Origin of the sequence: Pseudomonas sp. HY13-MNA-CIBAN-0226 (assembly GCF_040310305.1) — a bacterium.
In the GTDB taxonomy this organism is placed as follows: Bacteria; Pseudomonadota; Gammaproteobacteria; order Pseudomonadales; family Pseudomonadaceae; genus Aquipseudomonas; species Aquipseudomonas gregormendelii.
In genome coordinates, this window is record NZ_JBEOPS010000005.1 from 16,590 (window position 1) to 40,739 (window position 24,150).

A 24,150-nucleotide genomic window follows, 5' to 3' on the forward strand; every position below is an offset into this window, starting at 1 on the left:
TGCCCACCGTTCTGTCCTGAAGCACTACAACCGGCGAGCCGCCGGGCATACAACTTCGGGACAGATCAGGAAGGGGCTATTGGGGCGCCGCTTCCATGCCGAAGTCTTGGGTCCAGGCCTTGAACCTGGATCCGCATTCCATTTGGGTGACAGTTGACGACTGCAACACCCGTACCGCTTTTGCCGATTTCGGCCCAAAAACAGTAGCCATCCGCTTGCACGGTCTGGTCTTTCATAAATACGTAAAAATCAACCAGACAGAGGCGATTAAAGCGCTTGAATTTGATATCCGGTTTGTGTTTGGTTTTTTCTGCAAAACCCTACATGTAGGGTTTTTTTTCTGTCGGGCTACAAGATAGTGCGTTTTGGAGGGTGTTGCAACGTACTACCTGTGGATAAACCTGTGCGTATATTGTGCGTGAAACCTGGAACGCGCCCGTAGCCCGCGACCCTGCTGGATCAGACCGTTTGTCACGGTTTTTTGCCGGTCGAAAACAGCCGGGTGGTTTTTTAAGGGCGCGAACCCTACCACAAAAAATGGTCATATCCGAACGCATTTGCCAGCTTGTGTTCTCGGTGGCCGCCGTTTATACAATCGGCCTGTACACACGCATTATTTTCCTCCCTATTCATTACAAAAAGACGGGGGGAGCCTTCCTTTATGAGCGTTTCGGCAAGCAGAGGTCACCGTGGAGCAAGAAGCCTGGCAGGTATTGATTGTGGAGGACGATCAGCGTCTGGCCGAACTGACCCGCGATTACCTGGAAGCCAACGGCCTGCGCGTTTCGATCGAGGGCGATGGCGCCCTGGCCGCAGCGCGGATCCTCAAGGAACAGCCTGACCTGGTGATTCTCGACTTGATGCTTCCCGGCGAGGACGGCTTGAGCATCTGTCGCAAGGTCCGCGACCGCTACGACGGGCCGATCCTGATGCTGACCGCCCGCACCGACGACACCGATCAGATTCTGGGCCTCGATCTGGGGGCTGATGACTATGTGTGCAAACCGGTCCGTCCGCGGCTGCTGTTGGCGCGTATCCAGGCGTTGTTGCGCCGCAGCGAAGGGCCGGAAGTGGCCCCGGAAAAACAACGCCGCCTGCAATTCGGTCCGCTGGTGGTGGACAACGCATTGCGCGAAGCCTGGCTGCGTGATGTCAGCATCGAACTGACCAGCGCCGAATTCGATCTGCTGTGGCTGCTGGTGGACAACGCCGGGCGCATTCTGTCCCGGGAAGAGATCTTCACCGCACTGCGCGGCATCGGCTATGACGGCCAGGACCGCTCCATCGACGTGCGCATCTCGCGTATCCGCCCGAAAATCGGCGACGACCCGGACCACCCGCGATTGATCAAAACCATCCGTAGCAAGGGTTATCTGTTCGTTCCGGAAGCCTGCACCCTGTGAACTCGATCTTCCTGCGAATCTACGGCGGGATGTGCGCAGCACTGATCCTGGTAGCGGTACTCGGCGTGCTCGCCCTGCACCTGCTTAACGAGGTGCGCAGCGAGCAATACCGTGAACGCCTGGCCCATGGCACATTCTCGCTGATGGCTGACAACCTGCAACCGATGAACCAGACCGAGCGCCACCGGGCGCTGCTGGTCTGGGAGCGGCTGCTGGGCATTCCACTCACGCTGAAGACGTTTGCCCAGACCGACCTCGATCTAACCCAGCGTACCCGCGTGCTCCGCGGCCAGGCGCTGGTGGAACAGACCGGGCCGCACGCAGCGAGGGTTTACAGGCTGGTCAGTGACAAGGAACAGTTGATGCTGACCGGGGAGGTGCAGCAGATCAGCGAGCAATTGGCCCGGGCGACCATTTACCTGCTGGCTGACGAACTGGTGCGCGTTCCGGTGGCCGAGCAGCCCAGGCGCCTGGCCGAGCTCAAGGAAGACAAGGGCTTTGGCTTCGACTTGCGTCTGGTCACTGTTGATCAGGCGGACATGGACGAAGACCAGAGTCGGCGGGTGTCCGAGGGCGACACGGTGATGGCGCTGGGCAAGGAGGGCGATTCGATCCGGGTGTTTGCCGGCATGGTCGGTACCCCGTGGGTGCTGGAGATCGGTCCGCTGTACCAGATGAACCCTTACCCTGCACAGTGGCTGGTCCTGATCGCGGCCCTCGGCTTGAGCCTGATCGGGCTGATTGTCTACCTGCTGGTGCGCCAGCTGGAGCGCCGCTTACGCGGGCTGGAAGCCGCCGCCACCCGCATCGCCAAGGGCAGCCTGGAAACCCGGGTGCCAGCCCGCGGTGCGGACTCGGTAGGGCGCCTGGCGTCGGCCTTCAATGGCATGGCCGAACACTTGCAGCAGTTGCTGGCGATTCAGCGTGAACTGGTGCGCGCGGTGTCCCACGAGTTACGCACGCCAGTGGCGCGCCTGCGCTTTGGCCTGGAGATGATCGGCTCGGCCACGACGCCTCAAGCGCTGCACAAGTATTGCGAGGGCATGGACCACGACATCGAGGACCTCGATAAGCTGGTGGACGAAATGCTTACCTACGCGCGCCTCGAGCAGGGTTCCCCGGCCTTGAATTTTCAGCGGATCGATCTGGATGCACTGGTCAGCCAGGTCATCGAGGAGCTGGCGCCACTGCGGGCCGGTGTCACGGTGCAACGAGGTCTGTGCCTGTCTGCCGCCGATTGTGATGACGCCTGGGTCGAGGCCGAACCGCGTTACCTGCACCGGGCGTTGCAGAACCTGGTGAGCAACGCCATGCGTCACGCAACGACCAGGGTGACTGTCAGCTATCAGGTGGGGCAACAGCGCTGCCGGATCGATGTCGAGGACGACGGGCCCGGCGTGCCAGAGGTGGCCTGGGAACGAATTTTCACCCCGTTTTTACGCCTGGACGACAGTCGCACCCGGGCCTCGGGTGGGCATGGGTTGGGGTTGTCGATCGTCCGGAGGATCATTCATTGGCACGATGGCCGTGCGCTGATCGGCAAGAGCAAGAGCCTGGGCGGCGCCTGTTTCAGTCTGAGCTGGCCGAGACATCAGGAAAAGCGTTGAGCCCCCTGTGGGAGCGGGCTGGCTTGCGATGGGGTCCTCTCGAGCACTGAAACCATCAGGCCTGGATACTGACCAGGCTCAACAACTGCCCGTCCATCACCGCAAACTGCGCTTGCAGCTCGGCCCCGTTACGCCATTCGCTGGACAGGTCCGTGAGTAATCGCAATTTCACCTCCCCGGCTTCGTCCCACTCGAGCACTTCGGCATGCTCGAAGTAAAAACGCTGCTGCACGATCGGATACAAGGCCTTGAACAGGCTTTCCTTTACCGAGAACGTCAGCGTCACCAGCATCGCCAGCTGCTCGCGCCGACCGGCCGCCATGCGCTTTAATTCAGGTGCCGTCAGTATTTCCCCGGCCAGCCGTTCGGCTCGCTCCGGGTTCAGGATATTTTCCAAGTCCATGCCCAGGCCGCGCCAGTGGGCTTTTTTCGCGACGATCGCTGCTGCACGCCCGGTGCTGTGGGTGATCGAACCACTGATGTGCGCCGGCCAGACCGGCGCCCGGTCTTCACCTATCGCCGGGCTGAAATCCAGCCCCTCCAGTTGCTGCAACGCCGCCCGGGCACACACCCGCCCGGCGAGAAACTCCGCCTGGCGTTTGGCGACCGAGCGCTGGATGCTGGCAGGCACGGCGATGGCACTGCGTGCAAAGTCATCGTTGGTCAGCAGCGTACTGTCGAAGTGAGTGCTGAGCAGGACAGTTTCGGGCAGCGCAAACGGCAGTGGCCAATGAGCGTCGAGTGGCGTGCAGCAGGCGGGCAGGGCGGGGGAATGGTTCATGTCAGGCATTTTGCCGGGTTGCCTCCTGGCTGGGTAGAGTCGAAGAGCTTTTGGCTGCTCCGGGTGACAAGGACGCTGCCTCGCCACCCAGACGTTCTCACCTTTCAGTCAGGAAAAGATTGTCTTGAGAAAGGCCTGCATGTCCGCCCAGGATTTTTCATCGGCAGCCTTGTTGTAACCGATATCCGGCCCGCCATGCTCCCCGTGACCGAGGCGGTCGGCATCCGGATTGCTGAAGCCGTGCTTGGCGCCTTCCAGGCTGACGAAGCGGTAGTCCGCGCCGGCCTTGTCCATTTCCGTCTTGAATGCCGCGACGTTGTCGGCAGTGACCATGCTGTCCAATGCCCCGTGCTCCACCAGGATTTTCGCCTTCACGGTTCCGGGTGACGCCGGCGTCTGGGTTACCAGCGCACCATGGAAGCTCACCACACCCGCTAACGGCACGCCCTGGCGTGCGGCGTTGAGCACCACCGCCCCACCGAAGCAGTAACCGATGGCCGCGAGTTTTTGTGGGTCGGTCTGCGGTTGTTGTTTCAACAGGTCAAGCCCGGCCTGAAAGCGCCCACTCGCCGTCGAGCTGTCCTTGAGAGCGGCCTGCATGAAGGCCATGGCGTCTTTGGGGTGCTCGGTGTTCTTGCCATCGCCATACATGTCGATGGCCAGGGCGCTGTATCCCAGGCCTGCCAGATCGCGGGCGCGGCGTTTGGCGTAGTCGTTGAGTCCCCACCATTCATGCACCACCACAACCCCCGGGCGCGGGCCCTTGATCGAGTCGTCGTAGGCGTAATAACCGATGAGCCGGGTGCCGTCGGCGCTTTGGTAGAGGATTTCCCGGGTCTGGATGGCCGCCTGGCTGAGTCCGCTCAAGGCGATTAATACGAGGGCAAGAAACGCGCGCATGGTTGGATCTCCCGCAAGTCAGTCATCGAAAAAGGTCGGTTCTGTCTGGTTCAGCCCAGGTTCAGAAGGTGTTCAGGGTGAGTTCAGGGCGAGCTGAGTAATCTTCTCCCATACCCAACAAGCACATGACAACACAAGGAAACACCTAATGACTGGATTCAAAAAATTGCTGCTGGCTATCACCGTTATGGGCGCGAGTACCGCTGCCATGGCCAATGACAACTTCGTCAGCTTTACTCTTGGACAGACCAGCGACAAGATCAAAAAGTCCCATGCCATGAACAGCAACTTCAACCACCCGAGCGCCGCCGCGATCGACAAAAGCACTACTTTTGGTGTTCGCGTCGGTCAGCAAAACAGCCAAGGTCGCTACTACGCCACATACGACAACGTGTCGGACATGAACCACGACGGCCTGAACCTGCGCCAGGAAAACCTCTTGGGTAGCTATGATGTGTTCTACCCGGTGGGCGGTAGCACCAAGCTGTTTGGCGGTGCCACCGCCGGTTTGGCCAAATTGTCGCAGGAAACACGAGGCTTCAGCCGCGACAGCAATATTGGCTATGCCATCGGAGGGCAGTTGGGGATCTTGCAACAGGTTTCTCAAAAAACCTCGTTGGAACTGGGTTACCGTTATCTACGTAGCAATGCCAGCACCGAATTGAGCCGTGGCGGTAGCAAGAAGGGCTCGGTGGATTTGACCAGCAGCGCCCAGACGTATCTGGCGGCGAACTACGCTTTCTAAGCGGTACATCGCGAAAGGTTTGCGCCGTATCAACCTGAACAGGGGGATGCGGCGTCGCCGTGTTAACCATAGAGGTGCGCTGTCGTGCCTCGGCAGATGTTGATGTGTGCCTGGGAGGGCGTTATGAAATTGCTGGTCGTAGAAGATGAAGCGCTGTTGCGCCATCACCTGCAAACCCGCCTCACGGACAGTGGTCATGTGGTGCAGTCCGTGGCCAATGCGGAAGAGGCCCTCTACCAGGCCGAGCAATTCAACCATGATCTCGCGGTGATCGACTTGGGGCTGCCAGGCATGGGCGGGCTCGACCTTATTCGCCAGTTGCGTTCGCAGGGCAAGGTCTTTCCCATCCTGATTCTGACCGCCCGCGGTAATTGGCAGGATAAAGTCGAAGGCCTTGCCGCTGGCGCCGACGATTACGTGGTCAAGCCGTTTCAGTTCGAGGAGCTGGACGCCCGGCTCAATGCCCTGTTGCGCCGCTCCAGTGGCTTTACCCAGTCAACGATCGTGGCTGGGCCGTTGCTGCTCGACCTCAATCGCAAGCAGGCCTGCCTGGATGATCAACCGTTGGCACTGACCGCCTATGAGTACCGCATCCTGGAGTATTTGATGCGCCACCATCAGCAGGTGGTACCCAAGGACCGCTTGATGGAGCAACTCTACCCTGATGATGACGAGCGCGATCCGAACGTCATTGAAGTCTTGGTGGGACGCCTGCGCCGCAAGCTCGAGGGGCCTGGCGGATTTAAACCGATCGATACCGTCCGTGGCCTCGGCTACCTGTTTACCGAGCGCTGCACTTGATTCGTTCGCTACGTGTGCGCTTGATGCTCGCTGCCACGATCCTGGCAGTGTTGTTCATGCTGGCGTTACTGCCGGCGATGCAGGGCGCTTTCAGTCTGGCATTGCAAGACTCCATCGAACAGCGCCTGGCGTCGGACGTCACCACGTTGATCTCTGCCGCCCGTGTTGAAGACAACCGACTGAAGATGCCGGAGCAACTGCCTGACGAGCGGTTCAACCTGACTGACGGCCGGCTGCTGGGTTACATCTACGATCGCGATGGTCACCTGGTCTGGCGCTCGAACGGTACCCAGGAGGAACACATCAATTACACGCCCCGTTACGACGGGCGCGGCAACGAGTTCGCCAGAATTCGCGAAGCCAATGGCCAGGAGTTTTTCGTCTACGACGTCGAGGTCAAGTTGCTCGGCGGCCAGAGCGCGGCGTTCAGTATCGTCGCTTTGCAGCCGGTACGTGAGTACGAGTTCACCCTCGACGGGCTGCGGGAAAATCTCTACCTGGGCTTCGGCGCTGCACTGCTGGTGCTGCTGGCGTTGCTGTGGATCGGCCTGACCTGGGGCTTGCGCGCGTTGCGCCGGCTGAGCCAGGAACTGGACGAAATCGAAGGCGGAACCCGTGAAAGCCTGAGTGAGCAACATCCCCGTGAACTGCTGCGTCTGACCGGCTCCCTCAACCGTTTGCTGCACGGTGAACGTGAGCAACGCAGTCGCTACCGTGATTCCCTCGATGACCTGGCCCATAGCCTGAAAACGCCCCTGACTGTTCTTCAGGGAGTCAGCGAAGACATGGCGCAGCGTCCTGAAAATCGCGAACAGGCCTGGGTGCTGCAAACCCAGATTGAGCGCATGAGCCAGCAGATCAGCTACCAGTTACAACGGGCCAGCCTGCGCAAGAGTGGTCTGGTACGCCATCAGGTGCTCTTGCGCCCGGTATTGCAAAGCCTGTGTGACACGTTGGACAAGGTGTATCGCGACAAGCGTGTGCAGGTGTCCTTTGACCTGCCAGAGCCTTGCTATGTGCCAATAGAACAGGGGGCGCTGCTGGAAATGTTGGGCAACCTGCTGGAGAACGCCTATCGCCTGTGCCTGGGTAAGGTGCGAGTCAGTATGCGCGACACCGCAGAGGGCATCGAATTGTGCGTCGAGGATGACGGTCCCGGTGTGCCTTCGGACCAGCGTGCGCGAATTCTGCGGCGTGGCGAGCGTCTGGATCGTCAGCATCCGGGGCAGGGGATCGGCCTGGCCGTGGTCAAGGACATCATCGAAAGCTACAGCGCGAAGCTGACCCTCGACGACTCGCCCATGGGTGGGGCGGCGTTCCGGATTCATTTTCCGGTGCTCTAGAGTGCTCAGTTTTCCTGCGCCCGATAGGCTCCCGGCGTCAATCCGGTCCATTTCTTGAACGCCCGGTGGAACGCCGAGGGCTCGGAGAATCCCAGTTGTTCGGCGATCTGTTGCAACGACAGGTCTGAGCGGCTCAGGTGGTAAATCGCGATGTCCCGGCGCAGTTGATCCTTCAACCCCTGAAAACTTGTACCTTCCTCGCGCAAATGCCTGCGCAGGGTCTGCGGGCTGATGTTCAGGTGCGCGGCCACTGCTTCCAGGTCAGGCCAGCGCGAACTGTCCCGACTGAGCAGTCGTCTCAGCCGGCTGCTCAAGCTGTTGCCATCGTCGGGGCGTGCCAGCAGGTCGGCAGGCGAGCGCTGCAGAAAGTGCTTGAGGGTGCGCTCGTCCTGCAACAGCGGCCTATCCAGGTAACGGCTGTGGAACACCAGGCTGCTCTGCCTGGCGGCAAATTCGAGGGGGCAGGAGAACAGCAGGTCATATTCGGCGCCGTGTTCGGGACGCGCATAGCTGAATGTCGCCTGTTCCAGCAGGATGCGCTGGCCAATCAGCCAGCTACCCAGTCGATGCCAGACCATCAGCTGGCTTTCGGTGAGGAAGTGGTCCGGATCACGGAACTGCGAATCGTCCAGGCTGAGGCGGATCATTTCGCCCTCGCGGCTGATGGTCAGGCGCGGGCCGTCGGGGAATAGGCTATAAAACAATAAGCCGCGATGCAGGGCCTTATCCAGATTACGGCAGTGGATCAGGGCGTGACACATCATCGCGAAGCTGCCGGGCCGACTGACTGTTGGCCCGAAACCGAGAAATTCGTCATCCAGCGCTGCCCATAGTCCCTGGAGCAGTCGGGTAAATTGCTCTGGAGCAATCCGCGCACGGGGCTCCTCAAGCAGCTCGGGACTAATGCCCAGTTGCTGGAGCAGGCCTGAATAATCGTACCCGCTTCGGCGAGCACCACCGAGGGCGGCGCGGGCGAAGTGGCTGGCGATGGTGCGTTCGCGCATAGAGTGAAAGTCCGTCCGTTGAACGGCGGATAGTAGACACGAGACTGGCGTCTCAACAAGGCGGATATCCGCCAATTTACCGGACGTCATCGGGCTGATGGGCGGAAATCCGCCACTTGCGCCCGGCGCCCCGGGGATGCTGAAAAACTTGCAAGGCTTGATGTCCAACGGCTTGCAGGCAGTTTTATAAAGGTGGCACGGGCCTTGCGATGTAACGGGTAGATGTCTGCCATCGCGCAGCTCGAAAAAACAAATCCCTCCAGTGCAGGAGGGTTCGCAATTCAGGTGTCAGGGACAACAGATGGATGTTGTTCGCGGGCACTCTTGAGGAACTTTGCAATGACGACTCGTCAGCCACTGTACAAATCCCTGTATTTCCAGGTGATCGTTGCCATCGCCATCGGCATCCTGCTCGGTCACTTCTATCCGCAGACCGGCGTAGCCCTCAAGCCGCTGGGTGACGGGTTCATCAAACTGATCAAAATGATCATTGCCCCCATCATCTTCTGCACCGTCGTCAGCGGTATTGCTGGCATGCAGAACATGAAGTCGGTCGGCAAGACTGGCGGTTACGCGCTGCTCTATTTCGAAATCGTTTCGACCATCGCCCTGCTGGTTGGCCTGGTGGTGGTGAACATCGTGCAGCCAGGCAACGGCATGCACATTGATGTGAGCACTCTGGATGCGTCCAAAGTCGCCCAGTATGTGGCGGCTGGTGCTGATCAAAGCGTCGTTGGCTTCCTGCTGAATGTGATCCCTTCCACCATCGTGGGTGCGTTCGCCACTGGCGACATCCTGCAAGTGCTGATGTTCTCGGTGATCTTCGGTTTCGCCCTGCATCGCCTGGGTGCCTACGGCAAGCCGCTGCTGGACTTCATTGATCGCTTTGCCCATGTCATGTTCAACATCATCAACATGATCATGAAGCTTGCGCCCATCGGTGCCTTCGGTGCGATGGCATTCACCATCGGTGCCTACGGCGTTGGCTCGCTGGTGCAGCTGGGTCAACTGATGGCCTGCTTCTACATCACCTGCCTGCTGTTCATCCTGATCGTATTGGGCGGTATCGCCCGCGCCCACGGCTTCAGCGTGCTGAAAGTGATTCGCTACATCCGTGAAGAACTGCTGATCGTGCTGGGTACTTCTTCTTCGGAATCGGTACTGCCGCGCATGCTGATCAAGATGGAACGTCTGGGCGCTAAGAAATCCGTGGTAGGTCTGGTGATCCCGACCGGCTACTCGTTCAACCTCGACGGTACAGCCATCTACCTGACCATGGCTGCGGTGTTCATTGCCCAGGCAACCGATACCCACATGGACATCACTCACCAGATCACCCTGCTGGTGGTGTTGCTGCTGTCCTCCAAAGGGGCTGCCGGCGTGACCGGGAGCGGTTTCATTGTGCTGGCCGCGACCTTGTCCGCCGTTGGCCACCTGCCAGTTGCCGGCCTGGCGCTGATCCTTGGTATCGACCGCTTCATGTCTGAAGCCCGAGCCCTGACCAACCTGGTGGGCAACGCCGTTGCGACCCTGGTCGTGGCCAAGTGGGTCAAGGAACTGGACGTCGATGTCATGCAAGCCGAACTGGCTTCCGGCGGTCGTGGTATTGCCGAAGAGCGTGAAGAGGACGACCTGGGCGTAGCCGAAGGTCCGACCCCAAGCAACGTCAAATAAGACTGCTGTTTTGACAAAACCCGCTTCGGCGGGTTTTTCATGGTTGGGATTTGAGCGCAACGGTCACTGCGACTGATGCATCCGGTAATTGCTGCAATGCCATCGTCTGCCTAGGCTTGGGGGAACGCATTGGAGGTTACTCATGTTCGGGCCACTGGCTTCACTGAAGATCCTGGATTTTTCGACGCTGTTACCCGGGCCGTTCGCCTCGCTGTTGCTGGCGGACATGGGGGCGCACGTGTTGCGCATCGAGTCGCCGACTCGCATGGACCTGCTCCGGGTGTTGCCACCCCACGACCAGGGTGTGTCGGCGAGCCATGCTTATCTCAATCGCAACAAGCGCAGCCTGGCGCTGGACCTCAAGCAGCCTGAAGCCCTGGAAGTCATCAGGCAGTTGCTGCACGACCACGACATCCTGCTCGAGCAGTTTCGCCCTGGGGTCATGGAGCGCTTGGGCCTGGGTTATGAAGCCCTCAAGGCAATCAACCCCAGGCTGATTTATGTATCGATCACTGGTTACGGCCAGACCGGCCCCTACAAGGATCGCGCCGGCCACGACATCAATTACCTGGCGCTGGCGGGGCTGGCCAGCCATACCGGCCGGGCCGACAGTGGGCCATTGCCACTGGGCATGCAGGTGGCCGACATCGCGGGAGGCTCGCTGCATGGTGTGATCGGCCTGCTGGCTGCGGTGATTGCGCGCCAGCAGACGGGCCTGGGGCAATACCTGGATGTCAGCATGACCGATTGCGCGTTCACCCTGAATGCCATGTCTGGTGCGGGTTTCCTGGCCTGTGGTGAGGAGCCTGCGCGGGAAAACCAGGTACTCAATGGTGGCAGTTTCTACGATTACTACAGGTCTCGCGACGGGCGCTGGTTGTCGGTGGGGAGCCTGGAGCCTGCGTTCATGAAGCAGTTGTGTACGGCGTTGGGCCTGGAAGACATGGCTAAACTGGCGCTGTCACCACAACCGGAGCATCAGAAAAAGCTCAAGGACGCGTTGAGGATTGAATTCGAGAAACACGACTTTGCCGAATTGAGCGCGCTGTTTGCCGAGCTCGATGCATGCGTCGAGCCGGTATTGAGCCTGGGTGAGGCGGTGCGGCATCCGCAACTGCAAGCGCGCCAGGTGGTTACGCAGGTGCCCCGCGGAGATGGCACGACCCAGGCGCAGATCGCCTGTGCGCTGAAGTTCTCTGAAGGCTTGCCGGAGCCCAGGCATATCGGTGCGCAGCTGGGGGCACATACGGATGAGGTGTTGCGGGAGTTGGGGTTCAGCGCCGAGCGGATCCTGGACTTACGGCGTGCCAAGGTGGTTCTGTAGCGGCCTTGAGCACGGCATCGCGAGCAAGCTTTGCTCCCACAGGCAAAGCCTTCACTCATCCATTGCCCTGTGAAAGCAAGTTTGCTTCCACAGGATAGCCTTCACTTAGCCATTGCCCTGTGGAAGCAAAGCTTGCTCACGATGGGGCCGGCACTGTCACTGCAAAAAAAAGGTACTACTCGACCCGCATCTCCCCACTGAACACCAAGGTGTTGCGGCACCGGCGGCACAGATACCGGCGGCCCTGCCTCACCAGGCCGTGACGCTGGGCAGAAAACGGGAAGTCACTGTCGGCGCACGGGCATTTGTAGATATAGCGGGTGACACTGCGTCGTTTGACGTCATAGGTGTGGCAGCGGTTGGGCGGCAGTTCGTAAACCCCGCGCATGATCAGCTGCCACTCTTCGCCATGGGGCTGGATGCGGTCGCCGAACAGTTGATGGGCAATCAGGTGCGCCACTTCGTGAGCCACGGTCTGCTTGAGGAAATCGTCGGTATTTTCCCGATACAGCTGCGGGTTGAAGCGCAGCAGGTTCTCGTGCAAATGCGCGACACCGGCTTTCTGCCCGCGCAGCTTGAGGCTCACCACAGGGCGTTTGAATGAACGTTTAAAGAAGGATTCAGCGAGTTGGTAGCAATCTTCGACGCGGGTATTGAGTTGCTCGGGCATGCTTGATGGGTCTCCAGAGACGTCGAGTATGCCGCAACCCCGGGTGGTTGCGAATCGTCCGGGCGCCGAATGGTCGTGGCCGATCAAATCCCGGACATTAAGAGGCCGCCTTACGGCGGCCTGTATTGGCAGATATTTTTTATAAGAAGTCAGTTGGTATAGACGGGCCCCACGCCCAGTCCCCAAACAATCACCGTGAACGCCATGATGGCCACGAGCACCACCAACCCTACGGCCAGTACAGAACTCGAAAACAGGAAACCTTCGTCCGATGGAATGTTCATGAAGGTCGGCAGGCCGACATACAACAGGTACACGGTGTAGCAAATGGCTGCGGTGCCGACGACCATTCCCAGCCACATGTGCGGATACAGCGCCGCCAGGCCGCCAATGAACAGCGGCGTTGCGGTATAGGTCGCGAAGGCAACACAGCGGGCCAGGCTCGGGTTGGCATCATAGGTGCGAGCCATCCAGTGCACGAACGCGCCCATCACGGCCACGCCGCCAAGCATCGCCAGGTAAGACATGATGGTCATCCACAGCGCGCTTTCCTGGGTCAGCATCACGGGTGCCCGGTTGCCGATGACCCAACCCACCTGGGTGGTGCCAATAAACGCCGACACGGCCGGAATCGCCGCGAGAATCAGGGTGTGTGTGAGATACATGTGGCTGATGCTTTCCTCCTGGTCGCCACGGATCTCTTTCCATTCTTGGTCAGGGTGGGTGAAGAGCCCCACTACGTGATGGATCATGCCAGTCACTCCTCTTGTTTTTACCATCGCCCCCCGGTGGAGCGCCTACGGGCCAAGGTGGCCAAGTAAGGGATAGGTCTGGATAGTCATGCGACCTTATGTCGCAGTATAGGAAGGACTTAACCGTAGAGGTGATAGGGCTTAGAGCAAATTGCGCTGTAAATGCCCGACTTAATCGCGATGGGTTTGTGTGTTGGCCGGGGTATTACGCCGAGATCGGCTTTTTGCGTAAAATGCTCGCCTTTCGTCACACCTCACGGATTTCGCGTCATGGGCACTCTTACCGTCAACCAGAACAAACTGCAGAAGCGCCTTCGCCGCCAGGCGGGTGAAGCTGTCGCCGATTTCAACATGATCGAAGATGGCGATAAGGTGATGGTGTGCCTGTCCGGCGGCAAGGACAGTTACACCATGCTCGATGTGCTGCTGCATTTGCAGAAGGTGGCTCCGATCAGGTTCAACATCGTCGCCGTGAACATGGACCAGAAGCAGCCGGGTTTCCCCGAGCATGTCCTGCCGGCCTACTTGAAGGAGTTGGGCGTCGAGTATCACATCGTCGAGAAAGACACTTATTCGGTGGTCAAGGAACTGATCCCGGAAGGCAAGACCACTTGCTCGCTGTGCTCGCGCTTGCGCCGTGGCACGCTGTACACCTTTGCCGATGAAATTGGCGCGACCAAGATGGCCCTCGGTCATCACCGCGACGACATTGTCGAAACGTTTTTCCTGAACATGTTCTTCAATGGCTCGCTCAAGGCCATGCCGCCAAAATTGCGCGCCGATGATGGCCGCAACGTGGTGATTCGCCCGCTGGCGTATTGCAACGAAAAGGACATCCAGGCTTATTCGGACTTCAAGCAATTCCCGATCATTCCGTGCAACCTCTGTGGTTCTCAGGAGAACCTGCAGCGTCAGGTGGTCAAGGACATGCTGCTGGAGTGGGAGCGCAAGACCCCGGGACGCACCGAGAGCATTTTCCGCAGCTTGCAGAATGTGATCCCGTCACAGCTGGCCGATCGCACCTTGTTCGACTTCACCAGTCTCAAGATCGATGAAGCCGCCGCGTCGCGGTTCGTCAACGTTGTCAACCTCTGATCAAAACACCGGTTTTACTTTTTTAATCCTCAGGAGAGGGCATGCGCGATTACAAGTGGCTACACGAATACTGCCTGAACCGCTTCGGTTCGGCAGCTGAACTGGAAGCCCATCTGCCCGTTCCCAAGTCACCTGCGCAGTTGCGCAAGATCAGTGATGATCGTTACCTGTCCACCATGGCCTTGCGCGTTTTCCGCGCCGGGCTCAAGCACAGTCTGGTGGACGCCAAATGGCCGGTCTTCGAGGAAGTGTTCTTCAGGTTCGACCCGGAAAAAGTCGTGCTGATGAGTGCCGAACATCTGGAGCGCCTGATGCAGGATGCGCGGATCATCCGGCATTTGGGCAAACTCAAGAGCGTGCCGCGCAACGCGCAGTTCATCCTCGATGTCGCCCACGAGCAGGGCAGTTTCGGGGCGATGATTGCCGATTGGCCGGTGACCGATATCGTCGGGCTGTGGACCTTCCTGAAAAAGCGTGGCCATCAGTTGGGCGGGCTGTCGGCGCCGAGATTCCTGCGGATGGTCGGCAAGGACACGTTCGTGCCGAGCTATGACGTGGTGGCGGGATTGAATGCGCAAAAGATCGTCGACAAGGTCCCGACCAGCCAGCGCGACCTGGCCCTGGTGCAGGATGTGTTCAACCAGTGGCATGAGCAGAGTGGCGGGCGGGCGATGAGCCAGATTTCGATGATGCTGGCATATACCGTGAATCATTGAGAGCGAGTTGAACCCTTCGCGAGCAAGCCCGCTCCCGCCGGGGATTGGGGTTGTGCACAAATCCCCTGTGGGAACGGGCTTGCCCGCGAAGGCGATCTATCAGGCGACGGAGATGTCACCTTCACCCGCCAACTTGCGATTGAGCTGAAACCGCCACCGCACATACATCAGTGCCGAGCAGAACACCGCCACGCTCGCGCCCATCTCCAACAGGCCAAACAATTGCCGGTTCGGGTCATAGGCCGCCAGTGCGCCCTTGATGAAATACAGGTTCACCACAAAACACATCCACGAATGCCCGCGGGCGCTGCCCAGGATCATCCCTGGTGCCAGCAGCAACAGCGGCACCAGCTCGATCAGCAGGATTACCCACGGTCGCGCGCCATGCAGGTCGGCGATCAGCAGGTAATAAACGCACAGCAAGCCCACCAGCCCCAGATAGCACAGCAGGCTGATCACTCGCATGGCCCGAACCCGCGGTTCGAGCCATTCAATGGACGGCAATACCTTCGGCTTTTTCGCCACGTCAGTTCCCCAGCTTTTGCGCAGTCTTTGCCAGCCGCAGGCCCAACGCCCGGCACAGCGCCACTTCGTGTTCATTCAGGCCGCTTTTGCCATCTGCCCCGGCGTGGTGACTGGCACCATAGGGCGTACCGCCTCCGCGGGTTTCCAGCAGGGCCGATTCGCTGTACGGCAGGCCGGTGATCAACATGCCGTGGTGCAGCAACGGCAGCATCATCGAGAGCAGCGTGGTTTCCTGGCCGCCATGAAGGCTCGCGGTGGAAGTGAATACACCGGCCGGCTTGCCGACCAAAGCGCCGGTCAGCCACAGGTTGCTGGTGCCGTCGAGAAAATACTTGAGTGGCGCGGCCATGTTGCCAAAGCGAGTCGGGCTGCCAAGCGCCAGGCCTGCGCAGTTTTTCAGGTCGTCGAGGCTCGCATACAGCGCACCTTCTGCCGGAATATCTGGCGATACGGCCTCGCATTCGGTGGAGATCGCCGGGACAGTTCGCAAGCGAGCCTCCATCCCGGACTGCTCAACGCCACGGGCGATCTGCCGGGCCATTTCATTGGTCGAGCCACTGCGGCTGTAATACAGCACCAGAATGTACGGCGCGCTCACGGCAGCAACTCCAGCACGTTCTCCGGTGGCCGGCCGATCACGGCTTTGTCGCCTACCTCAAGAATCGGCCGCTCCATCAGCTTCGGGTGCGCGGCGATGGCTGCGATCAATTGTGCTTCGCTGAGGCTGGCGTCGGCCAGGTTGAGGGTCTTGTATTCGTCCTCGCCGGAGCGCAGCAGTTGCCGGGCGCCGATGCCGAGTTTTTTCAGCAGGCTCTGGATTTGCGCGGCGTCCAGCGGCGTTTCCAGGTAGCGCACTACCTCAGGTGTCAGGCCGCGGGCCTGGAGCAGTTCGAGCGCACCGCGGGATTTCGAGCAGCGCGGGTTGTGATAAAGCGTCAGATCGGTCATGTGCGGGTCGCATCTTGCGTAAGGTGGCGGCTATTCTAACTGTGCGGCGCGTATTCCAGAACCTCGGGAGGCAATGGGTCGCGGCAGTATTCTTTTTTTGACAAGGATCACGACATGAACAGACGACTGGCAGCGACACTGGTGATCATCGGCACATTATTGCTGGGGGGGTGTGGCAACGATTACGGGGTCGACCAGAACGGCCGGAAAGTGGCTGCCGAGCGTCTGGACAAACAATGGCTGGTGCTCAACTACTGGGCCGAGTGGTGCGGGCCGTGCCGCACCGAGATTCCAGAACTCAATGCCCTGGCCGAGCAGCTCAAGGACAAAAACATCGGCGTGTTCGGGGTCAACTTCGATAACGTGCAGGGCGAAGAACTGAAAAGCGCCAGTGAGAAGCTGGGCATCGGCTTCACGGTGCTGGCACAGGATCCTGCAGAGCTGTTCGAGGTGCCGCGTAGCGAGGCGTTGCCGGTGACCTACATCATCGACGACAAGGGCAAGGTGCGTGAGCAATTGATGGGTGAGCAGACAGCGGCGGGGCTGCTGGCGAAGCTGGAGGCGTTGCAGGCCAGGAATTAAGGGGGCTCAGGAATAGATCGCAGCCTTCGGCAGCTCCTACGGTGTTCAGCGGTCTCCGAAGGCTGCGATCTTTTCAGGATTTAACCCTCTTCAAGCCACCAGCGCATCGGCTTGCCTTCAGCCGGCCAGAAGCGCACCTGGTCGATCGGTGACACATCCCAGCGCTGCACGTGCTCCAGGGCCTGGAGAAAACGTTTCTCCTGCTCCATCAACGCCGGCGCGCAGAGTTTGCGGGTGCTGCCGACCTTGCCGAAGCTCAGCTTGTCGCCTTCCAGGGTGTAGGGCGCGAACCAGTGGTTGCAGCCGCCATTGCCATAGGCACGACCGTCGTCACCCAGGGTGATTGTCAGGTGACTGTAGTCCATCAAAGGACGTTCGCCGATCCACTCCAGAATGTAGCTGCGGTTCTGTTGCAGTTGCACCGGTTGAGCGGCGCAGCCCAGCAGGCTGGCGCCAACCAATGCGGTCAGGGCAAGGCGTTTCATCACGCAGGCTCCTGGCATTTCGGGCACAGGTGCTTCTGACCGACAGTGCTCCAGCCCAACTCGGCGATCCGCGCAGTGGCAGCTGGCTTTTCAGCCTTGTTGCCCAGCTTGGCGTCGACTGCAAACTCGAAACTCAGCTCTTTGGCACAACTGTCGCAGTTGACTTTCCAGGTGTGGATCGCCAGTTCGCCGAACACCGGGCCACTGGCCACCGCCACCCATTGCCCGGGTGGGTTGATCAGGTGGCGAACCGTTTCCACGGTCAGGCGCATGGCCAGGTCCTTGCTGCCTTTGAGCGTCACGACCAGCACGTCATTGTTGCGAATCGAGCCACCGTTGCCGGTGACCTGATAACGCCCTGGGACCAGGGCGCGGCATTCGGTGAGGGTGTGCTGCGGGTTCATCAGGGTATAGCGGAAATCGTGTTCGACCATGGGTCCTCCAAATATGCGCGGCATGCTAGCACGGACATCCGCTGATCATGGTGTGGGCCTTCGACCTTCGATCCGGTTCAACCGGCATCCACCTGATTTTGCGGGGTTCCGGCCGCCCACGCGGCAATATTCTGCAATGTAGTGGCGGCAATCGCGCCCAATGCTTCGCGCGTCAGGAAGGCCTGGTGCGCGGTAATGATCACGTTCGGAAAGGTCAGCAGCCGCGCCAGCACGTCATCCTGCAACGGCAGGTCGGAGCGGTCCTCGAAAAACAGTTGCGCCTCCTCTTCATAGACATCCAGGCCCAGGTAACCCAGTTGCCCATCCTTGAGTGCGTCAATCAGTGCCGGCGTATCCACCAGGCCACCGCGCCCGGTGTTGATCAGCATGGCGCCGGGTTGCATGTGCGCCAGTGATTCACGGTTGATCAGGTGCTTGCTCTGGTCGTTGAGCGGGCAGTGCAGGCTGATGATCTGCGACTCGGCGAGCAATTGCGGCAGGCTCAGGTAGCGAGCGCCGAGGGCTTCGACCTGCGGGTTGGGGTAGGGGTCATACGCCAGCAACTGGCAGCCAAACCCGTGCATGATTTTCGCCAAAGTCGCACCGATCTGCCCGGTGCCGACAATGCCGACGGTTTTGCCCACCAGATCGAAGCCGGTCAGGCCGTGCAGGCTGAAATCCCCTTCGCGGGTGCGGTTGTAGGCGCGGTGCAGGCGCCGATTGAGCGCCAGGATCAGCGCTACCGCGTGTTCGGCCACGGCATGCGGCGAGTAGGCGGGCACGCGCACGACGGGCAGGTCCAGACGCTTGGCCGCGGCCAGGTCGACGTGGTTGTAGCCGGCCGAGCGCAGCGCGATCAGGCGCGTGCCTCCCGCAGCGAGGCGTTCGAGCACGGGCGCGCTGAGGTCATCATTGATGAAGGCGCAAACCACCTCGTGGTCTTCAGCCAGGGCCACTGTATCGATGCTCAGGCGCGCGGGTTGAAACTGCAGTTCGAGGTCGGCGGGGAGCTCGGCGGCAAGAAAACTGTCGCGGTCGTAGGTCTGGCTGCTGAATAAAAGGGTGCGCATCGGATCCTCCGGTTGATCAGCGTTCGGTCAGGCGTTGATGCGGGCCTGTGCCGCCAGGCGATTGATCGCCCGGTCGAGCTCCTCGAGGGCACTGTAGGCGCGCGGGTCTTGCTGCTTGAGCAGGGTTTCGCTGCGTTGGCAGGCGGCGCGCAATTGCGGCACGCCACAGTAGCGGGTCGCACCATGCAGCCGGTGGACCCGCTCGATCAGCGCGTTGTGGTCGTCGATGTCCCGGGCAAACCGAATGGCTTCGCGGTCGGCTTCCAGGGACGCGAGCAACATGGCCAGCATATCCGCCGCCAGGTCTGCCTTGCCGGCAGCCAGGCGCAAGCCTTCCTCGTGATCGAGCACCTGCAGTTCCGGGGCGCCGCTGTGTCGATCGCCCGCGCGTTCGGGCCCCTGATTGCGCAGGGCCAGGCCACTCCACTTCAACACCACCTGCGCCAGTTGCCGCTCACTGATCGGCTTGGTCAGGTAGTCATCCATGCCGCTTTGCAGCAGGGCGCGTTTTTCGTTGGCCATGGCATGGGCGGTCAGCGCGACGATCGGCAGCGGCGTGCAGTGGCGCTCACTCTCCCATTGGCGAATCGCTTCTGTGCTCTGGCGCCCATCCATCCCGGGCATTTGCACATCCATGAGCACCAAATCGAAGGTCTCGCTCTGTACCGCCTTGATTGCAGCAAAGCCACTTTCCACCGCCAGCACCTTGGCGCCCATGTCTTCGAGCAGGGTTTGCACCAGCAACAGGTTGGCCGGGTTGTCGTCGACACACAGCACTTTGGGCGCCCGACTGGACAACGGCTCGTCCGGCTCGCTGCGGATGTGGCGCGGGTTGACCAGGTCGGACAGCGCCCGTCGCAGTTTGCGGGTGCAGGCCGGTTTGGCCTGGAGCTGACTGTGGGGGTTGGGCACGGACAGGTGGAACAGCGTCTGTTCGGTGGTCGGGCACAGCACCAGCACTTTGCAGCCCAGGTGTTCGAGGTCCCAGATGTGCTGGTTGAGGCGTTCGGGTGGCATGTCTTTGCTGGTAATGCCCAACACAGCGAGGTCGATCGCCTGCTCGGTCTGGTGCACACCGGTCACGCCATTGGCCAGGCTTTCCAGCGTGTTGAAAGGCGTCACCGCAAGACCGCAGTCTTCCAGCTGATGCTGCAGGGCCTGGCGCGCCAGCTCATGGTTCTCCAGCACCGCAACGCGGCGCCCCAGCAGCGGCGGGCCGGGCAGGTCCTCGGCGTCGTCGCGGGTCTTGGGCAGGCTCAGGCTGATCCAGAATTCCGAGCCTTCGCCCGGGGTGCTGTCGACGCCGATCTCGCCGCCCATCTGCTCGATCAGGCGCTTGGAGATCACCAGGCCCAGGCCGGTGCCGCCGGGTTGCCGCGACAGTGAGTTGTCGGCCTGGCTGAAGGCCTGGAACAAGGCGCGTACGTCCTGGCTCGACAGGCCGATGCCGGTGTCCTGAATACTGATGCGCAGTTGCACGCTGTCTTCATGCTCATCTTCGAGCATGGCACGGGCGACGATGGTGCCTTCGCGGGTGAACTTGATTGCATTGCTCACCAGGTTGGTGAGGATCTGCTTGAGTCGCAGCGGATCGCCTACCAGCGACAACGGCGTGTCGCGATAAACCAGGCTGACCAGCTCCAGCTGTTTGGCGTGGGCGGCGGGGGCGAGGATGGTCAGGGTGTCCTGCAACAGGTCGCGCAGGTTGAACGGAATATGGTCGAGCACCAGCTTGCCGGCTTCGATCTTGGAGAAGTCGAGAATCTCGTTGATGATGCCCAGCAGACTGTCGGCGGACTTTTCGATGGTGCCCAGGTAGTCGAGTTGCCGCGGGGTCAATTCGCTTTTTTGCAGCAAGTGCGTGAAACCCAGGATGCCGTTGAGCGGGGTGCGGATTTCATGGCTCATGTTGGCCAGGAACTCGGACTTGATCCGGCTCGCTTCCAGGGCTTCCTTGCGCGCCAGGTCCAGCTCGATGTTCTGGATTTCGATGGTTTCCAGGTTCTGGCGCACGTCTTCGGTGGCCTGGTCGACGCTGTGCTGGAGTTCTTCCTGGGCGTTTTGCAGGGTCCCGGCCATACGGTTGATGCCCGCCGCCAGTTCGTCCAGCTCCTGACTGCCGAGGGGTGGCAGGCGGGTCTCCAGGTGGCCGTCCTTGAGTTGCGCCACGGCCTGCTTGATCTGGCCGATCGGGCGGTTGATGGTACGGCCCATGCGCAAGGCCAGCAGCGCCGCACCGCCCAGGCCCGCGACAATCAGCAGCAGGCTGGCAAACAGGCTGCGATAACCACGCAGCAGCATGCCATTGTGGGACAGTTCGAGTTCAACCCAGCCGAGCAGGCGATCAGCCTCGTCGGGGATCAGGTCGCCGGCCAGGTTGCGGTGCTTGCCGAAGACCGGCAGCAGGTAGCGCGTCGCGTCATTGCCGCTGCGGCGCAGCAGTTGCGAGCCGTCGCCCAGGGGGGCCTGATTGAGCATGGTCGGGCCGGCGTGAGCCAGCGGCGTGCGGTCGGCGGCGAGGAAGGTGACCGCGCGCACGTCCTGCTGCTCCAGCGACTGGGTGGCGATGCGTTCGAGCAGCTCGTTGTTGTGGTGACCCATGGCGGGGGCGACCAGTGGCGCCAGTTGCTCGGCGATCATTTCGCCGCGCTGCATCAGCTGGGTTTGCAGGTCGGACTGCTGCATCCAGATGAAGTAGCCGCCCAGAACCAGTGCCATCAGGCTGGTCGGCAACAGCGTCAGCAGCAATACACGGCCTTTTATTCCCAGTTTCTTGAGCACGCATCTCTCCTGCATCCAGCGATTTAATGACCTGCGCTTACGTCCGGTACGCGCCACGTGCGCAGTGTAGCGATTTGCTCGCGGCCGATCCCCGTAAAAATTGTGCCGGTCATTCGTCGGCCCACTCAGCCTATTGAGGTCCGGGGCGAAGCTTGTGTTGCCCCTGGCGAGGCAATCTTGAATAATCTGTCAACTGAGAATTATTTGCAGATACTCATGACTCCCATCTCTAGCGATCATCCGCGCATACTTTCCATCGAAGACGACCTCGTTCTCGGTGCCTATGTGCACGAGCATCTTGAGCGCAGCGGCTTCCAGGTGACCTGGTGCCAAAACGGCCAGGAGGGGCTGGACCTGGCGCGTGAGCAACGCTTCGACGTAGTGCTGATGGATATTCTGCTGCCAGGCCTGGACGGGCTCAAGGCGCTGACCCAGTTGCGCGAGAGCCATTCGACTCCGGTGCTGCTGATGTCGGCGCTCGGGGCGGAAGCCGATCGCATCAGTGGCTTTCGGCTGGGGGCTGATGATTACCTGCCCAAACCGTTCAGCATGGCGGAGTTGCGGGTGCGTATCGAAGCGATATTGCGGCGGGTGGCGCTGGACCGTCGACCGGCGCCGGTCGCCCCTGCGCCTGCGGCCGACTGCCTGCGGTTCGACGACGGCTGCTTTGACGTCGTCTATCGGGATCGGGCCGCAGGCCTGACTCGCAGCGAGTACCGCCTGCTGGAAACCTTGAACCGCAACGGCGATGAAGTATTGAGCAAGGCCTTCCTTTATCAGCAAGTCCTGCAGCGCGGCTATGCCGCCCACGATCGCAGCCTGGATATGCACATCAGCCAGATTCGCCGCAAACTCAAGGCCATCGACTATTTGGAACGCGAAGTTCGCACGGTCTGGGGCAAAGGCTATGTCTTGAGTGCTGCTGATGAAGTGGTCTGACCTGCCGGGGCGGCATTCGCTGTTCTGGAAACTGGCGTTTTTGCTGGTGGCGTTCTGCTTGCTGATGATCTGGCTGAGCTGGTCCTGGGGCCGCTACATGGAACAGCGCAATCAGTTTCTCTCTGATGAAGCCCGGGGCACCTTGACGCGCTACGCCGCCGAGGCCGAGCGCGCCTGGGAGCAGGGCCAGCAGACCGGCGTCGATAGCTGGTTGCAGGGCATTCGCCAGCGTGAAGCGGGGTGGGTCGGCGTCATCAGTGGGGATCTGCAGTCGTTAAGCAGCCAGGAGCTGACGGACAAAGAGATCCAGCACCTGACCTTTCTGCGCGGCCTCGACTGGCCCATCCACAAGAAAGGCCTGCCGTGGCTGCGAGTACCCTTTCCTGGCGACTCGTCCGCGGGCAGCCTGGTGATCGAGTTGCCGCAACGTTTTGTACCTGGCCAGTATCGGCTGTTTTGGCGGGTCATCACCAATGGCGTGATTCCCGGGCTGTTCACTTTGCTGCTGTGCGTCGGGCTGTATCGCCTGCTGGTGGTACCGCTGAACAACCTGCGTGAACAGGCCAATGCCTGGCGTGCCGACCAGTTGGGCGTGCGCCTGTCGAGCCGCACCACTGATCGACAGGATGAATTGGGAGAGCTGGGCCGCGCCTTCGATCACATGTCCGAGCGGTTGCAGGGCACAGTGGCCCTGCAGCAGCAACTGCTGCGCGATCTGTCCCACGAATTGCGTACGCCCCTGAGCCGCCTGCGGGTGGCCAGCGACAGCGAGCAGGACCTGGCGCAACTGCGCGAGCGTATCGGTCGGGAAGTCGATGGCATGCAGCGGCTGGTCGAGGACACCCTGCAGCTGGCGTGGCTCGACACAGAGCGCGCACCGTTGCCCGATGAAGCGATCCAGATTCAGGCACTGTGGGAGATGCTCACGGAAAATGCCTGCTACGAGAGCTGCTGGCCGAGCGGGCAATTGGTGTGCACCGTGGATGCCTCCTGTTGGGTGCGTGGCAACCTCAACACCCTGGCCCAGGCGGTGGAAAATATCCTGCGCAACGCCATCCGCCATTCGCCCCAAGGAGCAGTGGTGACCCTGGGAGGCCGGCGCGACGGCAACTTCTGGCACCTGTGGCTGGAGGATCAGGGCGGCGGCGTGGCTGAAACCGATCTTGAGCGAATCTTCTCACCCTTCACCCGGCTCGACGGTTCGCGCCCGGGCAACGGCGGATTCGGCCTGGGCCTGAGCATCGCGCGCAATGCCGTGCAGCGCCAGGGCGGAAGTATCTGGGCGCAGAATACCGGGACTGGTTTGCGGCTGAATATGCGACTGGTGGCGGATGAAGGCGCTGTCAGCGCAGCTGTCTTCGCGGGCGAGCCCGCTCCTTGCGCTACTCCCACAGTGCACCCGCGTCGGTCACAAGTCATCTGAACGACGCAAATCGCCGTGTGAGCGGCGGTGCAAAGATTCGACTTGCTCTTAAGAGGCCGTTACTGGCCCCACTGGAATGCCGGAATGCTCCTGTTTTTTTGTAAGATATTTCCCAAAGGATGTCGCTGGCATTTTCCAGCTTCCTTGA

At 60.7% G+C, this 24,150-nt stretch carries 25 protein-coding genes; 13 read left to right on the forward strand and 12 right to left on the reverse strand.

Going from position 1 to position 24,150, the window contains the following annotated elements; genetic code table 11:
• Positions 1-95 precede the first annotated feature (95 nt).
• The 3 genes from AAEZ05_RS06745 to AAEZ05_RS06755 all read left to right on the forward strand — a co-directional run bounded on the left by AAEZ05_RS06745 (position 96) and on the right by AAEZ05_RS06755 (position 3,010).
• A complete protein-coding gene (locus AAEZ05_RS06745) occupies positions 96-359 on the forward strand; it encodes a hypothetical protein (protein WP_045061799.1) in 264 nt (87 codons plus the stop codon).
• Between the two features lie 330 nt (positions 360-689).
• Complete coding sequence (locus tag AAEZ05_RS06750; RefSeq protein WP_045061798.1) at positions 690-1,403, forward strand: response regulator; 714 nt, start codon at positions 690-692, stop codon at positions 1,401-1,403.
• Positions 1,400-3,010, forward strand: coding sequence for an ATP-binding protein (locus AAEZ05_RS06755; RefSeq protein WP_045061797.1), 1,611 nt, complete (start codon positions 1,400-1,402; stop codon positions 3,008-3,010). The genes AAEZ05_RS06750 and AAEZ05_RS06755 overlap by 4 nt, the downstream gene beginning before the upstream one ends.
• A 55-nt stretch (positions 3,011-3,065) precedes the next feature.
• Here AAEZ05_RS06755 and AAEZ05_RS06760 read toward each other — a convergent pair whose 3' ends face one another.
• Together AAEZ05_RS06760 and AAEZ05_RS06765 are read right to left on the reverse strand one after the other, a co-directional pair.
• On the reverse strand, positions 3,066-3,791 hold the full coding sequence (locus AAEZ05_RS06760; RefSeq protein WP_201777876.1) for a 4'-phosphopantetheinyl transferase family protein: 726 nt from the start codon (positions 3,789-3,791) through the stop codon (positions 3,066-3,068).
• A 108-nt stretch (positions 3,792-3,899) separates the two neighbouring features.
• Positions 3,900-4,691, reverse strand: a complete 792-nt coding sequence (locus AAEZ05_RS06765) for a dienelactone hydrolase family protein (protein WP_350646846.1) — start codon at positions 4,689-4,691, stop codon at positions 3,900-3,902.
• Between the two features lie 148 nt (positions 4,692-4,839).
• Here AAEZ05_RS06765 and AAEZ05_RS06770 point away from each other — a divergent pair, with 148 nt between their 5' ends.
• The 3 genes from AAEZ05_RS06770 (at position 4,840) to AAEZ05_RS06780 (ending at position 7,580) form a co-directional block, all read left to right on the forward strand.
• On the forward strand, positions 4,840-5,436 hold the full coding sequence (locus tag AAEZ05_RS06770; RefSeq protein WP_045061794.1) for a membrane protein: 597 nt from the start codon (positions 4,840-4,842) through the stop codon (positions 5,434-5,436).
• 123 nt (positions 5,437-5,559) lie between these two features.
• A complete protein-coding gene (locus tag AAEZ05_RS06775) occupies positions 5,560-6,237 on the forward strand; it encodes a response regulator transcription factor (protein ID WP_045061793.1) in 678 nt (225 codons plus the stop codon).
• A complete protein-coding gene (locus AAEZ05_RS06780) occupies positions 6,234-7,580 on the forward strand; it encodes an ATP-binding protein (RefSeq protein ID WP_045061792.1) in 1,347 nt (448 codons plus the stop codon). Before AAEZ05_RS06775 ends, AAEZ05_RS06780 begins: the two co-directional genes overlap by 4 nt.
• A 5-nt stretch (positions 7,581-7,585) precedes the next feature.
• Here AAEZ05_RS06780 and AAEZ05_RS06785 read toward each other — a convergent pair whose 3' ends face one another.
• On the reverse strand, positions 7,586-8,584 hold the full coding sequence (locus AAEZ05_RS06785) for an AraC family transcriptional regulator (protein ID WP_045061791.1): 999 nt from the start codon (positions 8,582-8,584) through the stop codon (positions 7,586-7,588).
• A 339-nt stretch (positions 8,585-8,923) separates the two neighbouring features.
• Here AAEZ05_RS06785 and AAEZ05_RS06790 point away from each other — a divergent pair, with 339 nt between their 5' ends.
• Positions 8,924-10,258 carry a dicarboxylate/amino acid:cation symporter gene (locus tag AAEZ05_RS06790; protein ID WP_045061790.1) on the forward strand — a complete coding sequence of 445 codons (1,335 nt, stop codon included), beginning with the start codon at positions 8,924-8,926 and terminating at the stop codon, positions 10,256-10,258.
• Positions 10,259-10,400: 142 nt separating this feature from the next.
• Positions 10,401-11,582, forward strand: a complete 1,182-nt coding sequence (locus AAEZ05_RS06795; protein WP_045061789.1) for a CaiB/BaiF CoA transferase family protein — start codon at positions 10,401-10,403, stop codon at positions 11,580-11,582.
• Between the two features lie 175 nt (positions 11,583-11,757).
• Here AAEZ05_RS06795 and AAEZ05_RS06800 read toward each other — a convergent pair whose 3' ends face one another.
• Both AAEZ05_RS06800 and AAEZ05_RS06805 read right to left on the reverse strand, forming a co-directional pair.
• Positions 11,758-12,252 (reverse strand): SprT family zinc-dependent metalloprotease, encoded by a 495-nt coding sequence (locus AAEZ05_RS06800; RefSeq protein WP_045061788.1) that lies wholly within the window; start codon positions 12,250-12,252, stop codon positions 11,758-11,760.
• A gap of 149 nt (positions 12,253-12,401) precedes the next feature.
• Positions 12,402-13,004 carry a Yip1 family protein gene (locus AAEZ05_RS06805; protein ID WP_045061787.1) on the reverse strand — a complete coding sequence of 201 codons (603 nt, stop codon included), beginning with the start codon at positions 13,002-13,004 and terminating at the stop codon, positions 12,402-12,404.
• 270 nt (positions 13,005-13,274) lie between these two features.
• On the opposite strand from AAEZ05_RS06805, the gene ttcA reads away from it, so the two are divergent.
• A complete protein-coding gene (ttcA, locus tag AAEZ05_RS06810; RefSeq protein ID WP_045061786.1) occupies positions 13,275-14,099 on the forward strand; it encodes a tRNA 2-thiocytidine(32) synthetase TtcA in 825 nt (274 codons plus the stop codon).
• A gap of 41 nt (positions 14,100-14,140) precedes the next feature.
• The gene (locus AAEZ05_RS06815) at positions 14,141-14,815 is read left to right on the forward strand and encodes a DNA-3-methyladenine glycosylase I (RefSeq protein ID WP_045061785.1); all 675 of its coding nucleotides are present in this window, start codon (positions 14,141-14,143) and stop codon (positions 14,813-14,815) included.
• A 99-nt stretch (positions 14,816-14,914) separates the two neighbouring features.
• Here the strand turns inward: AAEZ05_RS06815 and AAEZ05_RS06820 are convergent, their stop codons facing one another.
• The 3 genes from AAEZ05_RS06820 to arsC are packed head-to-tail and all read right to left on the reverse strand — an operon-like array spanning position 14,915 to position 16,288.
• Positions 14,915-15,340, reverse strand: a complete 426-nt coding sequence (locus AAEZ05_RS06820; RefSeq protein WP_045061784.1) for a DUF2069 domain-containing protein — start codon at positions 15,338-15,340, stop codon at positions 14,915-14,917.
• A gap of 1 nt (position 15,341) precedes the next feature.
• Positions 15,342-15,938 (reverse strand): NAD(P)H:quinone oxidoreductase, encoded by a 597-nt coding sequence (wrbA, locus tag AAEZ05_RS06825; protein ID WP_045061783.1) that lies wholly within the window; start codon positions 15,936-15,938, stop codon positions 15,342-15,344.
• Positions 15,935-16,288 carry an arsenate reductase (glutaredoxin) gene (gene arsC, locus AAEZ05_RS06830; protein WP_045061782.1) on the reverse strand — a complete coding sequence of 118 codons (354 nt, stop codon included), beginning with the start codon at positions 16,286-16,288 and terminating at the stop codon, positions 15,935-15,937. Before arsC ends, wrbA begins: the two co-directional genes overlap by 4 nt.
• A 114-nt stretch (positions 16,289-16,402) precedes the next feature.
• Between arsC and AAEZ05_RS06835 the strand changes: the two genes are divergently transcribed.
• Complete coding sequence (locus tag AAEZ05_RS06835; protein WP_045061781.1) at positions 16,403-16,870, forward strand: TlpA disulfide reductase family protein; 468 nt, start codon at positions 16,403-16,405, stop codon at positions 16,868-16,870.
• Positions 16,871-16,950: 80 nt separating this feature from the next.
• On the opposite strand, the gene AAEZ05_RS06840 is transcribed toward AAEZ05_RS06835, so the two are convergent.
• From AAEZ05_RS06840 to AAEZ05_RS06855, 4 genes are all read right to left on the reverse strand, one after another.
• The gene (locus AAEZ05_RS06840; RefSeq protein WP_350646847.1) at positions 16,951-17,355 is read right to left on the reverse strand and encodes an META domain-containing protein; all 405 of its coding nucleotides are present in this window, start codon (positions 17,353-17,355) and stop codon (positions 16,951-16,953) included.
• Entirely contained in the window at positions 17,355-17,789 is a 435-nt protein-coding gene (locus AAEZ05_RS06845; protein WP_045061779.1) for a hypothetical protein, read from the reverse strand. The genes AAEZ05_RS06840 and AAEZ05_RS06845 overlap by 1 nt, the downstream gene beginning before the upstream one ends.
• A 77-nt stretch (positions 17,790-17,866) precedes the next feature.
• The gene (locus tag AAEZ05_RS06850) at positions 17,867-18,859 is read right to left on the reverse strand and encodes a 2-hydroxyacid dehydrogenase (protein WP_045061778.1); all 993 of its coding nucleotides are present in this window, start codon (positions 18,857-18,859) and stop codon (positions 17,867-17,869) included.
• Between the two features lie 27 nt (positions 18,860-18,886).
• Positions 18,887-21,640, reverse strand: a complete 2,754-nt coding sequence (locus AAEZ05_RS06855) for a response regulator (protein WP_045061777.1) — start codon at positions 21,638-21,640, stop codon at positions 18,887-18,889.
• Between the two features lie 216 nt (positions 21,641-21,856).
• Between AAEZ05_RS06855 and AAEZ05_RS06860 the strand changes: the two genes are divergently transcribed.
• Complete coding sequence (locus AAEZ05_RS06860; protein ID WP_205893462.1) at positions 21,857-22,579, forward strand: response regulator transcription factor; 723 nt, start codon at positions 21,857-21,859, stop codon at positions 22,577-22,579.
• Positions 22,566-24,002 (forward strand): sensor histidine kinase, encoded by a 1,437-nt coding sequence (locus tag AAEZ05_RS06865; RefSeq protein WP_045061775.1) that lies wholly within the window; start codon positions 22,566-22,568, stop codon positions 24,000-24,002. The genes AAEZ05_RS06860 and AAEZ05_RS06865 overlap by 14 nt, the downstream gene beginning before the upstream one ends.
• The last annotated feature ends 148 nt before the right edge of the window (positions 24,003-24,150 follow it).

Excerpts from the sequence above, each read along its gene's own strand:
- AAEZ05_RS06865 (WP_045061775.1), top strand. The coding sequence starts at position 22,566 with ATGAAGTGGTCTGACCTGCCGGGGCGGCATTCGCTGTTCTGGAAACTG.
- AAEZ05_RS06840 (WP_350646847.1), bottom strand. The coding sequence starts at position 17,355 with ATGAAACGCCTTGCCCTGACCGCATTGGTTGGCGCCAGCCTGCTGGGC.
- AAEZ05_RS06785 (WP_045061791.1), bottom strand. The coding sequence starts at position 8,584 with ATGCGCGAACGCACCATCGCCAGCCACTTCGCCCGCGCCGCCCTCGGT.
- AAEZ05_RS06800 (WP_045061788.1), bottom strand. The coding sequence starts at position 12,252 with ATGCCCGAGCAACTCAATACCCGCGTCGAAGATTGCTACCAACTCGCT.
- AAEZ05_RS06790 (WP_045061790.1), top strand. The coding sequence starts at position 8,924 with ATGACGACTCGTCAGCCACTGTACAAATCCCTGTATTTCCAGGTGATC.
- AAEZ05_RS06745 (WP_045061799.1), top strand. The coding sequence starts at position 96 with ATGCCGAAGTCTTGGGTCCAGGCCTTGAACCTGGATCCGCATTCCATT.
- AAEZ05_RS06850 (WP_045061778.1), bottom strand. The coding sequence starts at position 18,859 with ATGCGCACCCTTTTATTCAGCAGCCAGACCTACGACCGCGACAGTTTT.
- AAEZ05_RS06765 (WP_350646846.1), bottom strand. The coding sequence starts at position 4,691 with ATGCGCGCGTTTCTTGCCCTCGTATTAATCGCCTTGAGCGGACTCAGC.
- arsC (WP_045061782.1), bottom strand. The coding sequence starts at position 16,288 with ATGACCGATCTGACGCTTTATCACAACCCGCGCTGCTCGAAATCCCGC.
- AAEZ05_RS06805 (WP_045061787.1), bottom strand. The coding sequence starts at position 13,004 with ATGATCCATCACGTAGTGGGGCTCTTCACCCACCCTGACCAAGAATGG.
- AAEZ05_RS06775 (WP_045061793.1), top strand. The coding sequence starts at position 5,560 with ATGAAATTGCTGGTCGTAGAAGATGAAGCGCTGTTGCGCCATCACCTG.
- AAEZ05_RS06845 (WP_045061779.1), bottom strand. The coding sequence starts at position 17,789 with ATGGTCGAACACGATTTCCGCTATACCCTGATGAACCCGCAGCACACC.
- AAEZ05_RS06795 (WP_045061789.1), top strand. The coding sequence starts at position 10,401 with ATGTTCGGGCCACTGGCTTCACTGAAGATCCTGGATTTTTCGACGCTG.
- ttcA (WP_045061786.1), top strand. The coding sequence starts at position 13,275 with ATGGGCACTCTTACCGTCAACCAGAACAAACTGCAGAAGCGCCTTCGC.
- AAEZ05_RS06860 (WP_205893462.1), top strand. The coding sequence starts at position 21,857 with ATGACTCCCATCTCTAGCGATCATCCGCGCATACTTTCCATCGAAGAC.
- AAEZ05_RS06770 (WP_045061794.1), top strand. The coding sequence starts at position 4,840 with ATGACTGGATTCAAAAAATTGCTGCTGGCTATCACCGTTATGGGCGCG.
- AAEZ05_RS06760 (WP_201777876.1), bottom strand. The coding sequence starts at position 3,791 with ATGAACCATTCCCCCGCCCTGCCCGCCTGCTGCACGCCACTCGACGCT.
- AAEZ05_RS06835 (WP_045061781.1), top strand. The coding sequence starts at position 16,403 with ATGAACAGACGACTGGCAGCGACACTGGTGATCATCGGCACATTATTG.
- AAEZ05_RS06815 (WP_045061785.1), top strand. The coding sequence starts at position 14,141 with ATGCGCGATTACAAGTGGCTACACGAATACTGCCTGAACCGCTTCGGT.